This is a genomic window from Flavobacterium sp. UBA2787, assembly GCA_002352205.1.
GTDB lineage: Bacteria > Bacteroidota > Bacteroidia > Flavobacteriales > Flavobacteriaceae > Flavobacterium.
This window is the reverse complement of sequence record DEHZ01000012.1, coordinates 43,579-63,579: the sequence shown is the minus strand read 5'-3', so window position 1 is coordinate 63,579 and position 20,001 is coordinate 43,579. Positions and strand designations below refer to the sequence as shown.

The 20,001-nt window shown below is 33.0% G+C and carries 21 protein-coding genes and 2 tRNA genes; 11 read left to right on the top strand and 12 right to left on the bottom strand.

The genetic code is table 11. The annotated features are described in order from the left end of the window. The first annotated feature begins 12 nt into the window (after positions 1-12). From proS to rpsT, 4 genes are all read left to right on the top strand, one after another. Positions 13-1,491, top strand: a complete 1,479-nt coding sequence (gene proS, locus B4N66_RS10890; protein ID WP_291094748.1) for a proline--tRNA ligase — start codon at positions 13-15, stop codon at positions 1,489-1,491. Between the two features lie 76 nt (positions 1,492-1,567). Continuing rightward, a tRNA-Glu gene (locus tag B4N66_RS10885) sits at positions 1,568-1,639 on the top strand. A 45-nt stretch (positions 1,640-1,684) separates the two neighbouring features. Further along, positions 1,685-1,756 (top strand) — tRNA-Glu (locus B4N66_RS10880). Between the two features lie 152 nt (positions 1,757-1,908). After that, positions 1,909-2,160, top strand: a complete 252-nt coding sequence (rpsT, locus tag B4N66_RS10875; RefSeq protein WP_291094745.1) for a 30S ribosomal protein S20 — start codon at positions 1,909-1,911, stop codon at positions 2,158-2,160. A gap of 57 nt (positions 2,161-2,217) precedes the next feature. Here the strand turns inward: rpsT and B4N66_RS10870 are convergent, their stop codons facing one another. The 3 genes from B4N66_RS10870 to thrC all read right to left on the bottom strand — a co-directional run bounded on the left by B4N66_RS10870 (position 2,218) and on the right by thrC (position 5,746). Next, the gene (locus tag B4N66_RS10870) at positions 2,218-2,628 is read right to left on the bottom strand and encodes a response regulator (protein ID WP_291094742.1); all 411 of its coding nucleotides are present in this window, start codon (positions 2,626-2,628) and stop codon (positions 2,218-2,220) included. After that, a complete protein-coding gene (locus tag B4N66_RS10865) occupies positions 2,628-4,346 on the bottom strand; it encodes a PAS domain-containing sensor histidine kinase (protein WP_291094740.1) in 1,719 nt (572 codons plus the stop codon). Before B4N66_RS10865 ends, B4N66_RS10870 begins: the two co-directional genes overlap by 1 nt. Positions 4,347-4,456: 110 nt before the next feature. After that, positions 4,457-5,746, bottom strand: a complete 1,290-nt coding sequence (thrC, locus tag B4N66_RS10860) for a threonine synthase (protein WP_291094738.1) — start codon at positions 5,744-5,746, stop codon at positions 4,457-4,459. A 125-nt stretch (positions 5,747-5,871) separates the two neighbouring features. Between thrC and B4N66_RS10855 the strand changes: the two genes are divergently transcribed. Then, positions 5,872-6,120 (top strand): hypothetical protein, encoded by a 249-nt coding sequence (locus B4N66_RS10855; RefSeq protein WP_291094735.1) that lies wholly within the window; start codon positions 5,872-5,874, stop codon positions 6,118-6,120. On the opposite strand, the gene B4N66_RS10850 is transcribed toward B4N66_RS10855, so the two are convergent. From B4N66_RS10850 to B4N66_RS10825, 6 genes are all read right to left on the bottom strand, one after another. Further along, on the bottom strand, positions 6,121-6,855 hold the full coding sequence (locus tag B4N66_RS10850; protein ID WP_291094733.1) for a DUF6048 family protein: 735 nt from the start codon (positions 6,853-6,855) through the stop codon (positions 6,121-6,123). Next, the gene (locus B4N66_RS10845; RefSeq protein ID WP_291094731.1) at positions 6,830-7,339 is read right to left on the bottom strand and encodes a DUF6452 family protein; all 510 of its coding nucleotides are present in this window, start codon (positions 7,337-7,339) and stop codon (positions 6,830-6,832) included. Before B4N66_RS10845 ends, B4N66_RS10850 begins: the two co-directional genes overlap by 26 nt. Continuing rightward, a complete protein-coding gene (gene rlmD / locus B4N66_RS10840) occupies positions 7,336-8,751 on the bottom strand; it encodes a 23S rRNA (uracil(1939)-C(5))-methyltransferase RlmD (protein ID WP_291094729.1) in 1,416 nt (471 codons plus the stop codon). The genes B4N66_RS10845 and rlmD overlap by 4 nt, the downstream gene beginning before the upstream one ends. A gap of 107 nt (positions 8,752-8,858) precedes the next feature. Further along, positions 8,859-9,311, bottom strand: a complete 453-nt coding sequence (locus tag B4N66_RS10835; RefSeq protein WP_291094727.1) for a hypothetical protein — start codon at positions 9,309-9,311, stop codon at positions 8,859-8,861. Positions 9,312-9,386: 75 nt separating this feature from the next. Beyond that, on the bottom strand, positions 9,387-9,854 hold the full coding sequence (locus tag B4N66_RS10830; RefSeq protein ID WP_291094726.1) for a hypothetical protein: 468 nt from the start codon (positions 9,852-9,854) through the stop codon (positions 9,387-9,389). Between the two features lie 101 nt (positions 9,855-9,955). Next, positions 9,956-11,389, bottom strand: coding sequence for an SLC13 family permease (locus B4N66_RS10825; RefSeq protein WP_291094724.1), 1,434 nt, complete (start codon positions 11,387-11,389; stop codon positions 9,956-9,958). Positions 11,390-11,570: 181 nt separating this feature from the next. On the opposite strand from B4N66_RS10825, the gene rocD reads away from it, so the two are divergent. Then, positions 11,571-12,854 carry an ornithine--oxo-acid transaminase gene (gene rocD / locus B4N66_RS10820; protein WP_291094721.1) on the top strand — a complete coding sequence of 428 codons (1,284 nt, stop codon included), beginning with the start codon at positions 11,571-11,573 and terminating at the stop codon, positions 12,852-12,854. 41 nt (positions 12,855-12,895) lie between these two features. Here rocD and B4N66_RS10815 read toward each other — a convergent pair whose 3' ends face one another. Both B4N66_RS10815 and B4N66_RS10810 read right to left on the bottom strand, forming a co-directional pair. After that, the gene (locus tag B4N66_RS10815; RefSeq protein ID WP_291094719.1) at positions 12,896-13,228 is read right to left on the bottom strand and encodes a CCC motif membrane protein; all 333 of its coding nucleotides are present in this window, start codon (positions 13,226-13,228) and stop codon (positions 12,896-12,898) included. 26 nt (positions 13,229-13,254) lie between these two features. Next, positions 13,255-13,533 (bottom strand): DUF2752 domain-containing protein, encoded by a 279-nt coding sequence (locus B4N66_RS10810; RefSeq protein WP_291094717.1) that lies wholly within the window; start codon positions 13,531-13,533, stop codon positions 13,255-13,257. Positions 13,534-13,637: 104 nt separating this feature from the next. Here B4N66_RS10810 and B4N66_RS10805 point away from each other — a divergent pair, with 104 nt between their 5' ends. Together B4N66_RS10805 and B4N66_RS10800 are read left to right on the top strand one after the other, a co-directional pair. Next, positions 13,638-13,820 (top strand): hypothetical protein, encoded by a 183-nt coding sequence (locus B4N66_RS10805; protein WP_291094714.1) that lies wholly within the window; start codon positions 13,638-13,640, stop codon positions 13,818-13,820. After that, on the top strand, positions 13,810-14,367 hold the full coding sequence (locus B4N66_RS10800; RefSeq protein ID WP_291094711.1) for a Smr/MutS family protein: 558 nt from the start codon (positions 13,810-13,812) through the stop codon (positions 14,365-14,367). Before B4N66_RS10805 ends, B4N66_RS10800 begins: the two co-directional genes overlap by 11 nt. Position 14,368: 1 nt before the next feature. Here the strand turns inward: B4N66_RS10800 and B4N66_RS10795 are convergent, their stop codons facing one another. Further along, positions 14,369-15,415 carry a hypothetical protein gene (locus B4N66_RS10795; RefSeq protein WP_291094710.1) on the bottom strand — a complete coding sequence of 349 codons (1,047 nt, stop codon included), beginning with the start codon at positions 15,413-15,415 and terminating at the stop codon, positions 14,369-14,371. A 120-nt stretch (positions 15,416-15,535) separates the two neighbouring features. On the opposite strand from B4N66_RS10795, the gene B4N66_RS10790 reads away from it, so the two are divergent. The 3 genes from B4N66_RS10790 to B4N66_RS10780 all read left to right on the top strand — a co-directional run bounded on the left by B4N66_RS10790 (position 15,536) and on the right by B4N66_RS10780 (position 19,935). Continuing rightward, positions 15,536-17,635 (top strand): glycoside hydrolase family 97 protein, encoded by a 2,100-nt coding sequence (locus tag B4N66_RS10790; protein ID WP_291094708.1) that lies wholly within the window; start codon positions 15,536-15,538, stop codon positions 17,633-17,635. A 118-nt stretch (positions 17,636-17,753) separates the two neighbouring features. Further along, on the top strand, positions 17,754-18,878 hold the full coding sequence (locus B4N66_RS10785) for a cysteine desulfurase family protein (RefSeq protein WP_291094707.1): 1,125 nt from the start codon (positions 17,754-17,756) through the stop codon (positions 18,876-18,878). A gap of 37 nt (positions 18,879-18,915) precedes the next feature. Beyond that, positions 18,916-19,935: a quinone-dependent dihydroorotate dehydrogenase gene (locus tag B4N66_RS10780; RefSeq protein ID WP_291094705.1), complete on the top strand. Its 1,020-nt coding sequence runs from the start codon at positions 18,916-18,918 to the stop codon at positions 19,933-19,935. Positions 19,936-20,001: the final 66 nt, after the last annotated feature.

Below are 20,001 nucleotides of genomic sequence, written 5' to 3'. Positions count from 1 at the left end.
AATTTATTCAAAATGAGCAAAAACCTTACGAAAAGATCCGAAGATTATTCAAAATGGTACAATGAACTCGTGGTTAAGGCCGATTTAGCTGAAAACTCGGGAGTTAGAGGTTGTATGGTTATCAAGCCTTATGGTTATGCGATATGGGAAAAAATGCAGGCTGAATTAGATAGAATGTTCAAAGAAACAGGACATTCAAATGCTTATTTCCCTCTTTTTGTGCCCAAAAGTATGTTTGAAGCAGAGGAAAAAAATGCTGAAGGTTTTGCCAAAGAATGTGCCATTGTGACACATTATCGATTAAAAAATGATCCGGATAACAAAGGAAAATTGATGGTTGACCCTAATGCAAAATTGGAAGAAGAACTCATTGTTCGTCCAACCAGTGAAGCAATTATTTGGAGTACCTATAAAAATTGGATTCAGTCCTACAGAGATTTACCGCTATTGATAAATCAATGGGCAAATGTGGTGAGATGGGAAATGAGAACTCGTTTGTTTTTAAGAACAGCTGAGTTTTTATGGCAAGAAGGTCATACTGCACATGCAACACAAGCTGAAGCGATTGAAGAATCTGTAAAAATGATGAATGTTTATGCCGAATTTGCAGAAAATTTTATGGCTATTCCGGTTGTAAAAGGTGTGAAAACTGAATCAGAACGATTTGCAGGTGCTGTTGAAACCTATTGTATTGAAGCGTTGATGCAAGATGGTAAAGCACTTCAAGCCGGAACTTCACATTTTCTTGGTCAAAATTTTGCAAAAGCATTTGATGTGAAATTTGCTACTTCTGAAGGGAAGCAAGAACATGTTTGGGGAACATCTTGGGGAGTTTCAACACGTTTAATGGGTGCTTTGGTAATGACGCACTCAGATGATAATGGTTTGGTTTTACCTCCAAATTTAGCTCCAATTCAAGTAGTAATTGTTCCTATTTATAAAAATGATGAACAACTTGAGGCAATCACAGTTGAAGTTGATAAATTAGTTTCTGCTTTACGCAAACTTAAAATTTCTGTCAAATTTGATAATAGAACGACGCATAAACCCGGATTTAAATTTAATGAATACGAATTGAAAGGTGTGCCTGTTCGAATTGCGATTGGTCCAAATGATTTGGAAAATGGTACTTTTGAAGTCGCTAGAAGAGATACATTGACGAAAGAAATTGTTGCAAAGGAAGGGATTGAAAGTCATATTCAAAATTTATTGCACACAATACAGAATGACATGTTTTCCAAGGCATTAGAGTATAGAAATAGTCATATTACAGAGGTAAATAGTTTTGAAGAATTTAAAGAATTATTAGATTCTAAAGCAGGTTTTTTTGCGGCTCATTGGGATGGAACTTCAGAAACTGAAGAAAAAATAAAAGAATTGACTAAAGCAACAATTCGTTGTATTCCTTTTGATAGAGTTGAAGAGGCGGGAGAGTGCATGTTCACTGGGAAACCGTCTGCAGGAAGAGTGCTTTTTGCAAAAGCATATTAAAAAAAATGAAAAAAATAAATTGTAACTATTGCGAGAATAAAAAATAGTTGTATTTTTGCACTCGCAATTAGCAATTGGCCCGTTCGTCTATCGGTTAGGACGCCAGGTTTTCATCCTGGTAAGGGGGGTTCGATTCCCCCACGGGCTACAAGTTCAAAATTCAGATTGAAAGCTTAAAACTAGAGGAATCAATGGTCCGTTCGTCTAGGGGTTAGGACGCCAGGTTTTCATCCTGGTAACAGGGGTTCGATTCCCCTACGGACTACAAATTAGTTGTAAATTAGTTTTATAAAATACAAATTGGTGTCTCGATTTTTATTTTATTAGTTAAAACCAAAGTGTTCGCCTAGGCGAATGTGGGAGGTTTTTCTTTTTTAACTAGTATTTATAAATTATTACATCTAAAATTAAAAGAAAATGGCAAATCATAAGTCAGCTTTAAAAAGAATCAGAAGCAACGAAAAGAAAAGAGTACTAAACAGATATCAGCATAAAACTACTCGTAATGCAATCAAAGCATTGAGATTATCAACTGATAAATCTGATGCAGCCGGAAAATTAACTGCTGTAATCTCTATGATTGATAAATTAGCTAAGAAAAATATCATTCATGATAATAAAGCTTCAAACTTAAAATCAAAATTAACAAAGCACGTTGCCAAGTTATAATTTATTTCAAGGTTATATATCATAAAAAAGCTTTCCATTTGGAAAGCTTTTTTTGTTTTAAGAATATATCGGTTTAAGATTTTCAAGCATCTCAACGGTAATTGGTTTGGATAAAAAGTGAGAAACAACATCGTATTGTTTTGCTTTATTGTAATCCGCGGGATCTATTGTAGAAGACAAGATGATAACTTTTGTTTGTGAAAGTTCATTTGAAGTACTATCTTTAAATAAATCAAGAAATTCCCAGCCATTCATCACGGGCATATTCAAATCTAAAAAAATTAGCTGAGGTAGCTGAATTTCTTTGTCTTTTTGTTTTTGACTAACTAATGATTGAAATAATTCATAAGCTTCTTGACCATTGTTAGCAAACATAACATTTTCACTAAATTCAGCTTTTTTAATCACTTTTTGACAGAGCATTAAAGTGATTGGGTCATCATCTACGCACAGTATAGTTTTCAACATTATTCTTTTTTAAATGTTAGTGTAAATTGTGTTCCTTTTCCAACCTGACTTTCAACTTCAATTGAACCACCCATGGCTTCAATTTGTGATTTCACAAGATATAATCCTAATCCTTTACTATCCGGATAGTTATGAAATCGTTGATAGAGACCAAATATTTTATCTCCGTTTTTATCCAAGTCAATTCCGATTCCATTATCTTTAATAATCAAATTTACGAAATTTTCTCTTTCCACAGCTTTTATTGAGATTTTTGGTACTTTATCTTTCGAGCGGTATTTTATAGCATTAGACATCAAGTTTAATACGATGCTTTCCATGTAGGCTTTATTGATATGAATTAAAAGCGTGTCCTCAATATCAAATTTAATAGTTGGTTTATAGAGATTAATTTGATTGTTGAGTTGGAAGAAGACATTTTCAAAAATTTCCTTGATAGAAATATCTTCTTTTAGTATCGATGGATTGTCTTTAATAATCACCACTTTTACTAAATCCTCAATTGTTTCATTTAAAAGATGGGTAGAGCGTTTAAATCCGTTTAAAATTTCTTGAAGTTCCTCATTTTCTATTGGAACATCTTCTAGTAAATGTAAAAGTCCTGTTAAGTTTGAAAGTGGAGCTCTGAAGTTATGTGAAGTGATATATGAAAATTGTTTTAAATCTTTGTTATTCTGAGTCAATTCTCGAATAAGCTGCTCACGTTCGCGTTCCTGATTTTTCTCTTTTGTAACATCCCGTTGAATTGAAATCCAATGCGAATGTTCTCCTTCTTTGTTTGTTACTGGAATCATGGAAAAATTTACCCAATATTCTTCACCATTCTTTTTGTAGCTGAGCGTTTCAATAAAACATTCTTTATAATTTTTAATAGCGGTGGAAAGTTTTTCCAATTCACCTATATCTGATTTTGATCCGGTGAACATAACCGGCGACTTTCCAATTACCTCTTTAGGTTTATATCCTGTCATTTTTGTGAAAGCAGGATTAACGAAAATAATATTCGGAATCGGATTGTTTGAAATATCGGTATCTGTGATAACCACAGCTTCTTTGGTTTGAGTAATTACCGTTTCTAAAAGTTTCAGACGTTGTTCTTCCTCTTTTTGCTTAGTCACGTCTTGAATCGCTCCAATCATTCGGATGGCCTTTCCATCTGTATCTTTTACTAAAAATCCTCGGTCAAAAACATATTTGTAACTTCCGTCAGCACATTTAAAACGGTATTCATCCTGCCACCGTTCTGTTTTTTGTTCTAAAAAAGAGTAGAGCTTTACAGACATTTTTAAACTATCTTCGGGGTGAATTCGATCAAACCACCAGCTTGAAGTTGTACCTACATCTTCCTTCTTATAACCAAATATTCCATTAATTCCTTTGTTCCATACAAACTCATCTTCCTGAATTTTCCAATCCCAAATCGTATCACTTGTAGCTTTTGCAACAATGTCATATCGTTCATTAGAGTCTTTTATTTCGGTGTTAATGGTTTGTAGTTGCTCTAAAATTGAGATGTTTCTTTTGTCATTTCGAGCAATTACAAAGCGAAGAAGTAAACCCGCAGCAATTATAAAACTTACGTCTTTAATAAAATGAAAAGTAATTAAGCTTTGAAAATCGTTTTTAAAACTTCCTCTTAATACCAAATGCATGATGATAGCTAAAAAAAGTGAAGCAATAATAAAAACAAAAGAGATGATATTTGATTTACTTTTCATTACCCAAATATAAAAAAATTATTTTCTTTTTTACATTAAAGGGGTTATGGAGTTTTGGTGATTGAATTTGAATCATAATATTGTGGTATTTTGTTGTTTTGGAATCTGGATCAAGTTAAAAAATTTTTCAAATCCTCGTAGGATTTGATTTTTACGCTCTTTTTTTCTTTGTTTAAAACACTTTCTATCTGTTTAGGAATAGGTAATTTTAACTCTAAAGTTGTTTCAACAATATCAGAAAATTTAATGGGATGTGCTGTTTCTAAAAATATTCCGATGTGATTTGGCTTGTTGGCTAATTCTTTCTTTAGCCCCAAATAACCTACAGCTCCGTGGGGTTCTGCAACGTAATTATAATGTTTATGTATTTCTTTTAAGCTTGAAACAGTTTCTTCATCTGAAAAATGATACGATGAAAAATCATTTTTAAAAGCTTCGATGTCATTTTGATATAATTCCTGAATACGAATGAAATTACTTGGATTTCCAACATCCATGGCATTAGATAAAGTAGCTTTGGAAGCTTTTGGAGTATATATTCCGGTTGTCATAAAACGAGGAACTGTATCATTTTCATTCGTTGAAGCAACAAAATGCTGAATTGGTAAGCCTAATTTTTTTGCTAATATACCGGCACATATATTGCCGAAATTCCCGCTTGGAACAGAAACAATAAGTGGTTTATTATGTTTTTTTAATTCTTTATAAGCAAAGAAAAAGTAAAACATTTGAGGTAGCCATCTGGCAACATTGATTGAATTGGCAGAGGTTAGATTTTTATGAGCTAAATCTTCATCTAAGAAGGCTTTTTTCACCATTTCTTGACAATCATCAAAAACACCATCAACTTCTAATGCGGTAATATTTTGACCAAGCGTAGTTAATTGGCGTTCTTGAATGTCGCTTACTTTTCCGCTGGGATACAAAATAACGACTTCAACATTATTTACACCCAAAAAACCGCTCGCAACTGCACCACCTGTATCACCTGATGTGGCAACTAAAATCGTATTTTTTTGTTCTGGATTTTTTTGGTTAAAATAGGCAAGACATCTCGCCATGAAGCGTGCACCAACATCTTTAAAAGCCATTGTTGGACCGTGGTATAATTCTAATGAAAATATATTTTCTTCAATTTTGGTTAAAGGAAAATCAAAATTTAAAGTTTCTGATAGGATTTGTTTTAAATCGTTTTCAGGAATTTCGTTTCCAACAAATTGTTTTATCGCTTCAAATGCAATTTCAACGTTTGTCAATGTTTCAATATTATTAAAAAAAGAAGAAGGAAGTTCATTTATTTCTTCAGGAAAATATAAACCTTTATCAGGAGCAAGTCCTAAAATAACGGCATTTTCAAAAGAAACATTTGGAGCAAGTTTGTTTAAACTTTTATACTGCATCGAATTGATTAGTTTTTTATGGTAAATTTATTAAAAACATATTCGTAAAAGTAAAATAAAACTTTTAAAGTTCACAGAAAGTTATAAAATTTACGACAAAAGGATAAATATAAAATTTTGTAACTTTGTTAAAATTAAATTTTATGAGTCTTAAAACAAAAGCGTTTCTATTTCAATTGATTTCTTTTGCAATTTTTTTTATTCCATTACGTATTGCAATTGATTATTTTACAACTTTGGAAAGATTTTGGCCTCCATTTTTTGCATTTATTATTACGCTTTTTTTAGCCCCGAAGTTTCAAGTGGCTAAAACAAAAGATGGTGAGCAATTATTTATGAAATGGATTTTTTTAAAAGGAGTTAGGTCAATTTAATTACTTTTTAATTTCTTCTGTTTTGGGTTGGATTTTCTTTTTGTAGATTGGTATAAAGTAAGAAAGAGTATAATTGAATCCTACACCAAAATTTCCTTCATATTTTTTATTGAAACCAGGAATATAAAGATTAGCAAATTCCGAAGATTCTTTGTTTCCAATTAGATAATTTATTCTAAAATTGAAACCTGCATAAAAATTAGAAAACAATTCTGCTTTAACTCCGGCAACAATTTCTACCCATTGAGCTGATAAACCATCAAATTTTTGTCCTGAAACAATGGTTGGCGATTCACCAAAATAAGGATTTGGATTGTAAACCCGATAGGTATTTAGTTCCTGACTGAATGTGCTTGCTCCAAAACGCATACCAACATAAATCAGGTTTTCCATGTCTAACCAGTTTTCATACGAATTATAATCAAAACCCACTTTAAAATAGGTTCCGGATGTTGTAAAATTCACACGATCTTCATCAATTGTTCTTTTTTCATTACCAATTTCACCGGCTAAATAATATTTTTTTGTTAAACGATAATCACCAATAATTTCCAGACCTCTGTAATCATCTTCATAAAGGCTTCGGGCTAATTTAAAGGCATCAATACCAACTCGAAGTCCGTAACGTTCTGTTTTTATGGGTATGATAATGCTGTCGTTTTGTGTTTGCTGAGCTAAAATAGTTTGAGTAAACACGAACAGTAAAAAACTAAAAATACATTTTGATATGGACATCTTCTTCTGTTTCAACGTTACTTTTTACTATTTCAAAATTTTCTATCCAAAAGAAAGTGTCTCCAGATGGATTTTCTTTAACCACACCATTCGCTAAGTTTATATTAAAAAAACTTTTAAATCCGCAAGCTCTCGACACATAAATATCGTTTACACTATAATTAAACCGGATTAAATCGGTGTTGTTAACATTTGTACTCGCAGTAGAATTGATATTAAAACTATAGTTTGTAAAATTTTCATTGGTTTTAAGAGGTAATTCAATCGTGTCAACTTGATTAAAATTTAAAGTTGTAGTAGCACCTTCTCCTTGTATTTTTAAATTGGCAACCAATTTTCTTACAGTACTGTTGTCTTTACTATAAAATTCAATAATCAACCGAGGAGTTGTGGGCGTTCCTTCAGCACAAATATCATCTTTTTCACAACCCGAAAAAAAGCAAGTTATGAGAAGTAAAAAGAAAATTTTCAAATTGTTTTTCATTTTTTTTTTTCTAAAAGTACAACATTTTCAACATGATGTGTTTGAGGAAACATGTCGACAGGTCGAACGCGAGTGACTTTATACAAGGAATCCATCAAAGCTAAATCACGAGCTTGTGTAGCAGAATTGCAGCTAACATAAACCACTTTTTCAGGTGCAATTTTCATGATTTGTTCAACAACTGCAGCGTGCATTCCGTCTCGTGGCGGATCGGTGATAATGACATTGGGTTTTCCGTGTTTTGAAATAAAGTCAGCGTTAAAAACTTCTTTCATATCACCCACAAAAAATTCGCAGTTGGTAATGTTGTTGCGTTTTGCATTTTCTTTTGCATCTGCAATGGCTTCAGGAACAGCTTCAACACCTATTACTTTTTTAGCCTTTTTAGAGACAAATTGAGCAATTGTTCCGGTTCCGGTATATAAATCATACACCAATTCATTTCCGGTTAATCCTGCAAATTCGCGGGTAATTTTGTAAAGCTCATACGCCTGTTCCGAATTGGTTTGATAAAATGATTTTGCATTAATAGAGAATTGCAATCCTTCCATTTCCTCCAAAATGTATTCTCTTCCTTTGAATAATTTTATTTCTTGATCGTATAAAGTGTCGTTTGCTTTTCCATTAATCACATAAAGTAAAGAGGTGATTTCAGGAAATTTTTCCGAAAGAAAATTCAACACCAATTCACGTTGCGTTTTGTTTTCTTTAAAAAACTGAATCAGCACCATGATTTCTCCGGTGGAGGTTGTACGAATCATCAAAGTTCGTAATAAACCTTCATGGTTACGAGCATTAAAAAACGGAATGTTATTTTGTGTGGCGAATTCTTTTATAGCATTTCGAATGGCATTGGAAGGATCTTGTTGCAAATGACATTTCTGTATATCCAAAATTTTATCCCACATTTTCGGAATGTGAAATCCTAAAGCATTTCTGTCGTTAATTTCGTTATCATTTTGAATTTCATTTTCGGTTAGCCATCGACTGTCTGAAAATGAAAATTCCATTTTATTTCGATAGAAAAATTGTTTTTTGGAACCTAATATTTTTTCAAATTCAGGAAGTTCAATTTTTCCAATTCGTTTTAGATTATTAAAAACCTCGTTATTTTTATAAAATAATTGTTGGCTGTACTTCATATTTTGCCATTTACATCCACCGCAAACACCAAAATGCTGACATTCCGGTTCCACTCGATGTTCTGAAAGTTTGTGAAAATGAATTGCTTTTCCTTCAAAATAAGATTTTCTTTTTTTGAATGTTTGCACATCCACCACATCGCCTGGCACTACATTTGGAATAAATATAACTCTTCCGTCTTCGGCTTTGGCAACAGAAACACCTTTTGCTCCGGCATCCAAAACGGGTACTTCCGTAAATATAATTTTGTCTGTATTCTTTCTTCCCATGGAGCAAAAATAAGTTATTAGATAGTAAAATTTTAAGGTGTTGTGAATTTTTTACAATAAAAAAACGCCTTTGAGAAAAAGACGTTTAATTTATATTGTTTTTTGGGTTATTGGTAAATAATGTCGAATGATCCATCGGTAATGACTATAGTTCCTGAAGCATTATTTAAACTACCGTAAAAAGTTCCTTTATATCTACCGTTAGAATTTTCGGTTACATTTGAATTAGTGAAATTTTCATCATTTTCATAATATGTTTCATCTGTAGTGTAATACATTCCCCAAATAATATCACCGGTAACGTTATATTCAGATTTTAGAACAAATATTTTTGTAGCATCGCTATTCATTGTAGCTGTAACAATTATGTCTTTATAAGTATAATTAGTTTCAGGATCTGTCATCTCGGGAGTCACAACAACATTAATAATATTGAATTTCTGTTCAACACCATCAAATTTTGCACGGATAAAATTCACATCACTCTTATCATCATCTGATGAACAGGAATAAATTCCGAGCAAAGCAAAACTTAAAATAAGTAATAGTTTATTTTTCATGTTAGTTACTGTTTGTTAACACAAATATAATCTATTATTGTGAATTGTTTAACACGATTCAAATAAAAAATGCTATCAATGATCTACGTCAAAAGCTCCGCTGTTAACAGTGATGGTTTGCCCATTATTTGGTTCTGTTAAAACTCCAGAAAAAGTACCTTTTAACTTGTTTTCTGTACTTTCTGTAACTAAAGTTGTAAAGGCACTGTTGTCTTGCACGTACGTAAAACCGTTAATAGTAATGTTGAAACGCCATATCGATTCTGCTCCCAATAAACCTTCTTCAGCAATAAATTCAATTGCGTTTAAAGTATCTTCATTATTATAACCTAAAACACGAATATCTGTCCACTCGAAATTGGTTTCGTCATTAGTGTAAGGTTGTTTAGTGATTACAAGGTTTTCAAACTTAATAACTTCACCATCAATTGTTGCAGTAATAGTGTTTGATTCAGTTACTACAGGAATATCATCGTCATTGTCAGAGCAAGATGATAGAAAAAAAAGTATGCAAATAGGAATTATAAGTATAATATTTCTCATGTTTTTATTGGTTTTTATAAAACTACCAAAAAAGATGATTACACTAAAAACTAATCGATGAACTGCATATAAAAGTCGCTGTTTGGTTTATTCTTTAATTCTTATGTGATTAGGGCATAGAGTAAAGTCCAAGAAATTATTAATATCGGACCTACCAATCCTATAAATATTCCTCCAATCCTAAACTCTTTTTGTTCGATTAAACCTGTGCTGTAAGCAATTGCATTAGGTGGAGTAGAAACAGGCAGCAACAAAGCACAAGATGCACTTAGACCAATTACAAACGGCAATACCATTGGATCTACACCTTTTGTAATACTCATTAATGAGATTGCAACCGGAATTAAAATAGTGGTTGCAGCAGTGTTGCTCATAAAGTTGGATAATGTTACGGTGGTTATTGAAAAAATAAAGAGCAATAAATAAAAGTTTATATCAACTGAACTTATTTTGGAAATAAAATAATCGGCTAATCCTTGTTCTTGAATTGCTAATCCTAAAGCTAAACCTCCGGCAACAAGCATTAATGTATCCCATGGAAGCGACCTAACATCATCTGCGTCAATAATACCTAACATGGTCAAGGCAACAATTGGGATGCCTGATACAGCTGCTACCGGTATCCCTGTCCATTGTGATGTTAACCAAAGCGATAATGTTGAAATCAAAACAATTAAAACTATTCTTTTTCTAATTTTATCTTCTTCAGTATATTCTTCATCTTGAGGAATTTCTTGTTGTAAGAAATCTAAGGAAAGTGTTTCTTTTTTAATTTTATATTTTACTAGTAAAATCTTCCAAAACATAAAAAGTAAAAGAAAAGCAACAGGTACGCCAATAATCATCCATTCTATAAATGTGATTTTTATTCCAATACCTTCTAAAGCTCCCACAGCAATTGCGTTTGGAGCAGAACCTATAATTGTGCCCATACCACCAATTGCAGCGGCGGTAGGAATTCCTAAAACCAACACTTTTGAAATGTTAGAGTCTTTTCCCAATTGAGTAAACAAAGGCGTTACAGTTGCAATCATCATGGCAGTGGTAGCAGTATTACTCATCAACATTGAGATAACGGCGGTGGTCATCATTAAACCCAAAATAATGTATTGAGCTTGTGATCCAAATTTCGGGGCAGCTATTTTGAGTAAAAGAAAGTCTAATTTTGTTTTTTTCATTCCTTCTGCTAAAAAAAATCCGCCTAGAAATAACCAAATTACACCATCTGACCAGGTTTGAACATAGCGTTTGGCATCCATAGTGTTTTCTTGTCCCATCGTGAACACTAGAAAACCAACAATCAAAATACCAACAGCAAAAGGGGGAATTGCCTCTGTAATCCATAATCCTATAGAGAAAAATAGTAAAAAAAGAACATAATCTTGAGTTGGTGTAAAAAGCGGATCTCTCAGAAGTAAGACTAAAAGAATAGAAGTGACAGCAGAAAAAAGAAACATAATCGTTCTGCTTTGTCGTGCAACTTTTAATTGAATTTTTGTAAGTTGCTTTATCGAATAATTTCTCGAATCGGCCATGATTTATAAATTTTAGAGTAAAAGTAGTGACATTCTTGAATAACTAAACTGACTAATGTCATTTTATTTTAACTGTTCACGCAAACGTTTTCAGAGAATATTGCTTATTTTTGTTACTTATTTGGATGATTTCTCTCCATCAAGTAGGAATTGATATGTATCGCATTTAAAATTTATTACAATGTCAGTTTTAGAAAAAATCAATTCAGAAGAATTAATTGCTTTAGAAGATAAGCACGGAGCTCATAATTATCATCCGTTACCGGTTGTGTTAAGCAAAGGAAAAGGGGTTTATGTTTGGGATGTCGAAGGAAAAAAGTATTATGACTTTCTTTCAGCCTATTCAGCGGTTAATCAAGGCCATTGTCATCCAAAAATTGTGAATGCTTTGATGGAACAAGCACAAACATTAACCTTGACATCAAGAGCATTTTATAATGATAAGCTGGGTAAATATGAAAAATTCATCACCGATTTATTTGGTTTTGATAAAGTTTTACCCATGAATACAGGTGCAGAAGCTGTTGAAACTGCACTTAAAATCTGCCGTAAATGGGCTTATGAAAAGAAAGGTATCGATGAGCATCAAGCCGAGATAATAGTTTGTGAAAACAACTTTCACGGAAGAACTACCACTATTATTTCTTTTTCAAATGATGAAAATGCACGCAAAAACTTCGGACCTTACACCGAAGGATTTATAAAAATTCCTTACGACAATTTAGATGCTCTAAAGAGTGTTTTAGAAAATAATAAAAATATAGCCGGATTTTTAGTTGAACCAATTCAAGGAGAAGCCGGAGTTTATGTTCCGTCTGAAGATTTTATTTCAACAGCCAAAGCATTGTGTGCAAAGCACAACGTGTTATTCATTGCCGATGAAGTTCAAACCGGAGTTGCAAGAACAGGTTCTTTATTGTCGGTTTGTGGTGATTGTGGATGTGAAAGCAAATGTGAAAGAAATCCGGAAACCTATTCAAAACCTGATATTTTGATTCTTGGAAAAGCAATTTCAGGTGGAGTCTATCCTGTTTCTGCTGTTTTGGCTGACAATGAGATTATGAACGTTATTAAACCCGGCCAGCACGGATCAACATTTGGTGGAAACCCGTTAGCAGCAGCAGTAGCAACAGCAGCGTTAGAAGTGATTCAAGACGAGCAATTAATTCAAAACGCACGTAGATTAGGAAAACTTTTTAGAAGTGAATTAGGCAAATACATTCAAAACAGTAACATTGTTACTTTGGTAAGAGGAAAAGGTCTTTTAAATGCTATTGTGATTAATGATTCCGAAGAAAGTTCAACCGCTTGGGATATTTGTATGAAATTGGCCGAAAATGGTCTTTTAGCAAAACCAACACATGGAAATATTATTCGCTTTGCACCCCCTTTAGTGATGACTGAAGAGCAATTGCTCGATTGTGTTTCGATAATTATTAAAACGCTTAAAGAGTTTGAAAGATAAAAAAAAAGGGTGAAAATTTAATTTCACCCTTTTTTAATTTATTAAACTCCAAATAATTCTCTCATTTTTTCCTGCATTAATTCTTGGTCTTGCATTCCTTCAAAACCAAATGTAGCAATCATCCAAATCATTAGTAAAAGATAAATAAAACTTAATGCAAGTCCTATGTAAGCTAGGATTTTACCGGTTTTAATATTTGAATAATTTGAATACAATTCCGGGTTTTCTAAATAAAGTTGTGTGTCTTTTTTAGCTAAAACCAAAGCAATAATACCCAAAATAATTCCAAGAACGCCATAACAACAGCAGGTTACAATTGATAAAATTCCCAAAATAATAACCGCCGTAGCATTAGGTAATTTTTGTTTTTCCATAATGTAATGTTTAATTTGTTGATTGATTAATAATTTAAAAGTTTATAAAAATAAGAAAATACCATTATAAATGCTGTAATGATTCCTAAAAAAACAATTAGTTTGTGATAGCTTCGTGATTTATCAATTAAACTGATGCCAATTAATACAAAAAATAAAATCATTGAATAGATTGCCGGATACATGTAAAAGGCAGCCTCAAATTCACCATTTAACAATAATGCTAACGAACGTTGAATGCCGCATCCAAAGCAATCCACGCCAAATAATTTTTTTGATAAACAGGGAAGCATATAGTCTTCCATAGATTTATAATTTTAAGAATACAATTTTACAAAAAAAAGAGATTAATTTATCATTGTTCTGTTTTTAATTTTAATCTTTACCTTTGAAATCTAAATTTTATTTGATGAAAAAAGTATTTATACTTATCGTTTTAATTGCTGCTTTTTTTGCGTTTTATACTCCAAAAGAGAGTAATTATTCTATTTATATTAAAGTTGCAGCTATTGTAATTGTGATGATAGGAGTGATGAAGTTAATGCAAAAAGTACCGAGTAGAAATCAAGAAAATAAAGAAGATGAAATTTAATATTGGAGATAAAGTAGCAGCGTTGGACGAGGCTGTTTCAGGAGTAGTAGTTTCAATTAAAAACGATCAAATTGAAGTAGAAACTTTGGATGGATTCTTGATGACATATTTTGTCAATGAATTAATTAAAGAAAACAATTCCAATGAGTTAAAAGGATTTATTTCAAGAGAAAAAGTAAGTCATGCTATCAAAGAAAAAGTTGAGTCAATTAAGCGGAATTTCACCAAAGAAAAGAAGTCAAAGAAGGATGAATTTGTGTTGGAAGTAGATTTGCACATCGAAAAATTAGTTCCTTCCAAACGCGGAATGAATAATTATGACATCTTAAATATTCAAATGGAAACTGCCAAACGACAACTCGAATTTGCTCAAAAAAACCGTATGCCTAGAGTCGTTTTTATCCACGGTGTTGGCGAAGGAGTTTTAAAAGCAGAACTCGATTTTTTATTAGGCAGATACGATAATATCACTTTTCAAGATGCCAATTATCAAAAATACGGCTTAGGGGCAACTGAGGTTTATTTTATTCAAAAGAAAATGTTGTGAATTAGAGTAAAATTACAAACTCTCCAAATTCGTATACATCACCAAAATTAAAAGAAACTTCTAATTCAGGTGAAGAAGAAACTTTTGTCATCGTTACATTTTTCAAAGTAATTTTATGACGATGACCAATAACCGGACTTTGATTATCAGTCGGAATTTCGTATTCAATTGTTGTTCTTACTTCAATAATTCCACTTAAATCCGTAACGCCATTTTCAGCATTAAATTCTTCAATTGGAATTGGAAAAGTTGGTGTTTCACTCGCACATAAAAACTCATTGCTAATAATTCCGTTATAATAAATAAGTTTAAGCAAGTTAGTACTGCCATCCATCAATCTTACTCTCGGATCATCTTCCGCAGTTACTTCAGCAATAAACAAACTTGGGTCAACACGTAAAGTCATTGCCTGTGGAAGAACATTGGCAGGGGTAGAAGAACCTATAACCGGAATTTTAAATAAGTATGAATTATCATTATTACATTTAGAGATATTCACATCAAAATCTCCTTGACGAAAAGACGAAGTAACATAGTCGCCAAAAACTAATTCTGTAAACAATTGTTGGTTTCCGTTTCCGGTATCAAAATTCACATTACGTAAAACAATCGTATGTGTATAACCCGTTATTTCAGATGCATTGGTTGTTTCATTAACTTGTTTATTCACAAAAGTTGAAATTTCTATATTCCCGGAAAGTGCAACCCATTCTGTTGAAACTGTAGGAGTGGCAGGCGGAATGGTATTACAGATCACATTAGAATTTAAAGTGCCATTATATAATCTGTAAAACACTTTATTAGTGCTTGATATATTGATAATTCTGGGTACATCAGGTGGTGTTATAGTATTTACAAAACTTGCTTCTGGAATTTGAAGAATCAAGGCTTCGTTATCATTAATTTTATAAACAAAAAAGCCGGTTTCACCATTGTTGCATGAATTGGTAGAAGCATCCGTAAAATCAAATGATTCAATGTTAAAATCGCCGTCATCGCAGGCATTTAATGAAAATAAAAGCACTAAAATTCCAAGTATTTTTTTCATATCAATTTTAAAATAATAAACAAAAATAGGATTTTTAATTTCTCTAAAAAGCATTTCACTTTAATTAGTATGATTTTAACCATAATTCTTATCTTTGATATCTTCATAAAAATTTTAAAAATGAAAAATTCCATTGCCTTTTTTTGTCTGATGTTTGTTGGATTTACGTATGGTCAAGAATTGAAATCACCTAATAATCAGTTACAAATGATTTTTGAATTGAATCAATCAGGAAAACCATCCTATCAATTAAAATATAAAAATAAAAGTGTCATTCAATCAAGTCATTTGGGATTGATGTTGAAGAATAATGAAAATTTAGTAGATGGTTTTGAAGTGATAAATACTAAAGCCACTTCATTTTCAGATAAATGGAAGCCTGTTTTAGGTGAGGAAAAAGAAATTCTCGACGAACACAATCAATTGATTGTAGAACTTTTGCAAAAAGCAACCGGTAGAAAAATGAATTTAGTTTTTCGTTTATTCAATGAAGGATTGGCATTTAGATATGAAATTCCTGCTCAAGAAAAGTTGAATTATTTTGTGATTTCGGATGAAATGACGCAATTTTCATTAACAGGAGATCACAAAGCATTTTGGATTCCGGGTGATTATGATAGTCAAGAATACAGCTATAATGAGACAAAATTGTCGCAAATTGATGTTGATAAATTGGAGATGAATAATGGTATAGGGATGAAAGGACCCATGACAAAATCCAGAATTCAATCGCCGGTTATGATGAAATCTTCCGATGGATTATACCTAAATGTTTTTGAAGCTGCGGTTGTCAATTATCCAATTATGCATTTGGATGTGAATACAAAATCATTTTTAATGCAATCGCATTTGGTTCCGAATGCAATTGGTGATAAAGCGTATTTACAAGCTCCTGCGAATACACCTTGGCGAACAATTATGGTGAGTGATGATGCTCGAACTATTTTGGCATCCAAAATGGTTCTAAATTTAAATGAACCCTCAAAAATTGAAGATACTTCTTGGATTAAACCAATGAAATATGTTGGAATTTGGTGGGAAATGCACGTTGGAAAAGCTACTTGGGATTATGCCGGTTCACAAAATGCACAAATGGCTCAGGACGCCGAATTAAAACCAACCGGAAAACACGGAGCAACTACCGAAAACACAAAAAAATACATTGACTTTGCAGCAAAGTACGGTTTTGATGGTGTTTTAGTAGAAGGATGGAATGTAGGTTGGGAAGACTGGTTTGGCAATTGGAAAGAAAATGTATTCGATTTTGTGACTTCGTATCCTGATTTTAATGTGGAAGAAGTTCAAAAATATGCCGAATCTAAAGGTGTTAAAATGATTATGCACCACGAAACATCGGGTTCAGTGTCAAATTATGAAAGAAGATTAGACAGAGCATTTTCCTTTATGAAAAAACATAATTATGATGCTGTAAAGAGTGGCTACGTAGGCAAAATAATCCCAAGAGGAGAGTGGCATGACGGACAAGCGATGGTAAATCATTTTAATTATGCTGTGGAAAGAGCGGCTGAATATAAAATTATGGTGAATTCCCACGAATCATCTAGACCAACCGGTTACCATAGAACGTATCCAAACTACATCGCAGCAGAAGCAGCTCGTGGTAACGAATTCAATGCGTGGAGTGTTGGAAATCCGCCTGCTCATGAAACGATTTTACCGTTTACGCGTTTTCTTGGCGGTCCGATGGATTATACACCGGGTATTTTTGAAATTAAGATGAGTCATTACGATGCTACTAAAAAGGAACAAGTTCATACGACGTTAGCAAAACAATTGGCGTTGTATGTAACGATTTACAGTCCGTTGCAAATGGCGGCCGATTTACCGGAAAATTACGAACGTTATCCAGATGCTTTTCAATTTATTAAAGATGTGGAAGTAGATTGGGACAAAACCGAAATTTTAGAAGCTGAGCCCGGAGATTATGTTACCATCGCAAGGAAAACAAAAGGAAAAGAATCGTGGTTTTTGGGAGCAATTACCGATGAAAATCCGAGAAGCAGTCAAATTTCGCTGAGCTTTCTAACTCCCGGAAAAAAATACAAAGCCACAATTTATCAAGATGGAAAAGATGCTCATTGGGAAAAAAATCCGAAATCCTATTCCATCAAAACCATCGAAGTAACGTCTAAATCCAAATTAAAATTAAATTTAGCAGCGGGTGGTGGAACAGCGATTAGTTTTCTTCCTCTGAATTAATTTTTTGTCATTCCGAAAGATGACGAAGTCGAAATAGGAATCTCCTGCGAAGCAGGGAAAAAATTAAGGAAGAGAATCTTATAAATAAATACTTTTTAATTACAAGGATATTCTTTCAATGAACAAAATATACCTCGATAACGCCTCAACAACCCCCATCCGTCCCGAAGTAATTCAGGAAATGGCCAATGTGATGCAAACTGAATTCGGAAATCCATCTTCCACACATAGTTTTGGTCGTGGTGCAAAAGTGATATTGGAATCGGCCCGAAAAAGTATTGCTAAACAATTAAACTGTACGGCACAAGAAATCATTTTCACCTCTTCCGGAACAGAAGCAAATAATTGGATTTTGCGAAATGCAGTTACAAAAATAGGGGTTCGACGAATCATTTCAACCAAAATTGAACATCACGCAGTTTTATATCCCATCTTAGAATTACAAAAAGAATTTGGAATTGAAGTTGAATTTTTAACCATCATGTCCAACGGACAAATTGATTATTTGCAATTAGCCACTTTGTTAGAAGATCCAAAACCCACGTTAGTAAGTTTAATGCACGTGAACAATGAAACCGGAGTAGTGGTCGATTTGAATCGGGTAGGAGAGTTATGTAAAACACTCGATGCCTATTTTCATTCAGATACAGTGCAATCAATCGGAAAAACGGAAATTGATTTGCAGGATATTCAAGTTGATTTTTTAGTAGCGAGTGCTCACAAATTTCACGGACCAAAAGGAATTGGCTTTGCTTACGTAAAGAAAAATACAATGATTTCACCCATGATTTTTGGTGGCGAGCAAGAAAAAGGTCTTCGTGCCGGAACAGAAGCCGTTCATCAAATAGCCGGAATGGCGAAAGCATTAGAAATTGCTTATCAAAATTTGGATGAGGAAAGAAATGCTATTTTTGAGTTGAAAAAATTTACGATTGAAAAATTAGTGCATCAGTTTCCTTCGATTAAATTCAATGGTGGATATGAAACTTTTTATTCAATTCTAAATGTCCAATTACCATTAGCTCCTGAAAAAACAGCGATGATTTTATTTGAATTGGATATGAAAGGAATAGCCGTTTCACGAGGAAGTGCTTGTCAATCGGGAAGTATCAAACCTTCGCACGTGTTGGCCGAAATTTTATCGGAAGAAGAACTCAAAAAACCGAGTCTTCGCATTTCATTCAATCATCAAAATACCAGAGAAGAAATTGACTATTTTATTTCCTGTTTGGCAGCGATGTAAGTCAGAATGATTATTTTTGCCCAACAACACAACTACCATGTATAAACTACTTATTCGACCGATTTTATTTTGTTTCGATCCGGAACAAGTGCACCATTTTACGTTTTCATTGATTCGGTTTTTGAATAAAATTCCGGGTTTTGGAAATCTTTTTCAATCGATTTATGAAGTTAAAAATCCGAAATTAGAACGCGAAGTTTTTGGTTTGAAGTTTAAAAATCCGGTTGGTTTAGCCGCCGGTTTTGATAAAGATGCCAAATTGTATCAAGAATTGTCGAATTTTGGTTTTGGTTTTATTGAAATTGGAACCTTAACTCCAAAACCGCAAGAAGGAAATCCTAAAAAGCGACTGTTTCGATTAAAAGAAGATTCAGCAATCATTAACCGAATGGGTTTCAACAATGGCGGCGTTTTGGAAGCGGTTGAACGATTGAAAAAAAATAATGGTGTTTTAATTGGAGGAAATATTGGTAAAAATAAAAACACACCAAACGAAGAAGCTACTTCCGATTACGAAATTTGTTTTGAAGCTTTATTTCTACACGTGGATTATTTTGTGGTGAATGTAAGTTCGCCCAACACACCCAATTTAAGAGCTTTACAAGACAAAGAACCGTTGACAAACTTATTGCAAACCCTTCAAAATTTGAATTTACAAAAACCGAAACAAAAACCAATTTTACTCAAGATTGCACCTGATTTGACCAATGAACAATTATTTGATATTATCGATATCATCAATGAAACCAAAATAGCCGGAGTAATTGCCACAAATACAACTCTTTCCCGTGAAGGATTACAATCTGAAAATAGAGCAGAAATGGGCGGACTTAGCGGAAAGCCATTAACCAACCGTTCTACAGAAGTGATTCGTTTTTTAAGTGAAAATAGTAACAAATCCTTTCCAATTATTGGCGTTGGCGGAATTCACTCTGCCGATGATGCGATTGAAAAATTGAATGCCGGAGCAAGTTTAGTGCAACTTTATACGGGTTTTATTTATGAAGGACCGGGGTTGATTAAGGAGATTAATGAACGGATTTTGAAAGGAATTTAACCACAAAGTTCACAAAGAATTTCGCAAAGGGCACAAAGTCAGAATCATATAATTTTATACAAATTT

What these genes read in the sequence shown, in the direction of transcription:
- proS (WP_291094748.1), top strand. Translation starts at nt 13, where the DNA reads ATGAGCAAAAACCTTACGAAAAGATCCGAAGATTATTCAAAATGGTAC.
- rpsT (WP_291094745.1), top strand. Translation starts at nt 1,909, where the DNA reads ATGGCAAATCATAAGTCAGCTTTAAAAAGAATCAGAAGCAACGAAAAG.
- B4N66_RS10870 (WP_291094742.1), bottom strand. Translation starts at nt 2,628, where the DNA reads ATGTTGAAAACTATACTGTGCGTAGATGATGACCCAATCACTTTAATG.
- B4N66_RS10865 (WP_291094740.1), bottom strand. Translation starts at nt 4,346, where the DNA reads ATGAAAAGTAAATCAAATATCATCTCTTTTGTTTTTATTATTGCTTCA.
- thrC (WP_291094738.1), bottom strand. Translation starts at nt 5,746, where the DNA reads ATGCAGTATAAAAGTTTAAACAAACTTGCTCCAAATGTTTCTTTTGAA.
- B4N66_RS10850 (WP_291094733.1), bottom strand. Translation starts at nt 6,855, where the DNA reads ATGTCCATATCAAAATGTATTTTTAGTTTTTTACTGTTCGTGTTTACT.
- B4N66_RS10845 (WP_291094731.1), bottom strand. Translation starts at nt 7,339, where the DNA reads ATGAAAAACAATTTGAAAATTTTCTTTTTACTTCTCATAACTTGCTTT.
- rlmD (WP_291094729.1), bottom strand. Translation starts at nt 8,751, where the DNA reads ATGGGAAGAAAGAATACAGACAAAATTATATTTACGGAAGTACCCGTT.
- B4N66_RS10835 (WP_291094727.1), bottom strand. Translation starts at nt 9,311, where the DNA reads ATGAAAAATAAACTATTACTTATTTTAAGTTTTGCTTTGCTCGGAATT.
- B4N66_RS10830 (WP_291094726.1), bottom strand. Translation starts at nt 9,854, where the DNA reads ATGAGAAATATTATACTTATAATTCCTATTTGCATACTTTTTTTTCTA.
- B4N66_RS10825 (WP_291094724.1), bottom strand. Translation starts at nt 11,389, where the DNA reads ATGGCCGATTCGAGAAATTATTCGATAAAGCAACTTACAAAAATTCAA.
- rocD (WP_291094721.1), top strand. Translation starts at nt 11,571, where the DNA reads ATGTCAGTTTTAGAAAAAATCAATTCAGAAGAATTAATTGCTTTAGAA.
- B4N66_RS10815 (WP_291094719.1), bottom strand. Translation starts at nt 13,228, where the DNA reads ATGGAAAAACAAAAATTACCTAATGCTACGGCGGTTATTATTTTGGGA.
- B4N66_RS10810 (WP_291094717.1), bottom strand. Translation starts at nt 13,533, where the DNA reads ATGGAAGACTATATGCTTCCCTGTTTATCAAAAAAATTATTTGGCGTG.
- B4N66_RS10805 (WP_291094714.1), top strand. Translation starts at nt 13,638, where the DNA reads ATGAAAAAAGTATTTATACTTATCGTTTTAATTGCTGCTTTTTTTGCG.
- B4N66_RS10800 (WP_291094711.1), top strand. Translation starts at nt 13,810, where the DNA reads ATGAAATTTAATATTGGAGATAAAGTAGCAGCGTTGGACGAGGCTGTT.
- B4N66_RS10795 (WP_291094710.1), bottom strand. Translation starts at nt 15,415, where the DNA reads ATGAAAAAAATACTTGGAATTTTAGTGCTTTTATTTTCATTAAATGCC.
- B4N66_RS10790 (WP_291094708.1), top strand. Translation starts at nt 15,536, where the DNA reads ATGAAAAATTCCATTGCCTTTTTTTGTCTGATGTTTGTTGGATTTACG.
- B4N66_RS10785 (WP_291094707.1), top strand. Translation starts at nt 17,754, where the DNA reads ATGAACAAAATATACCTCGATAACGCCTCAACAACCCCCATCCGTCCC.
- B4N66_RS10780 (WP_291094705.1), top strand. Translation starts at nt 18,916, where the DNA reads ATGTATAAACTACTTATTCGACCGATTTTATTTTGTTTCGATCCGGAA.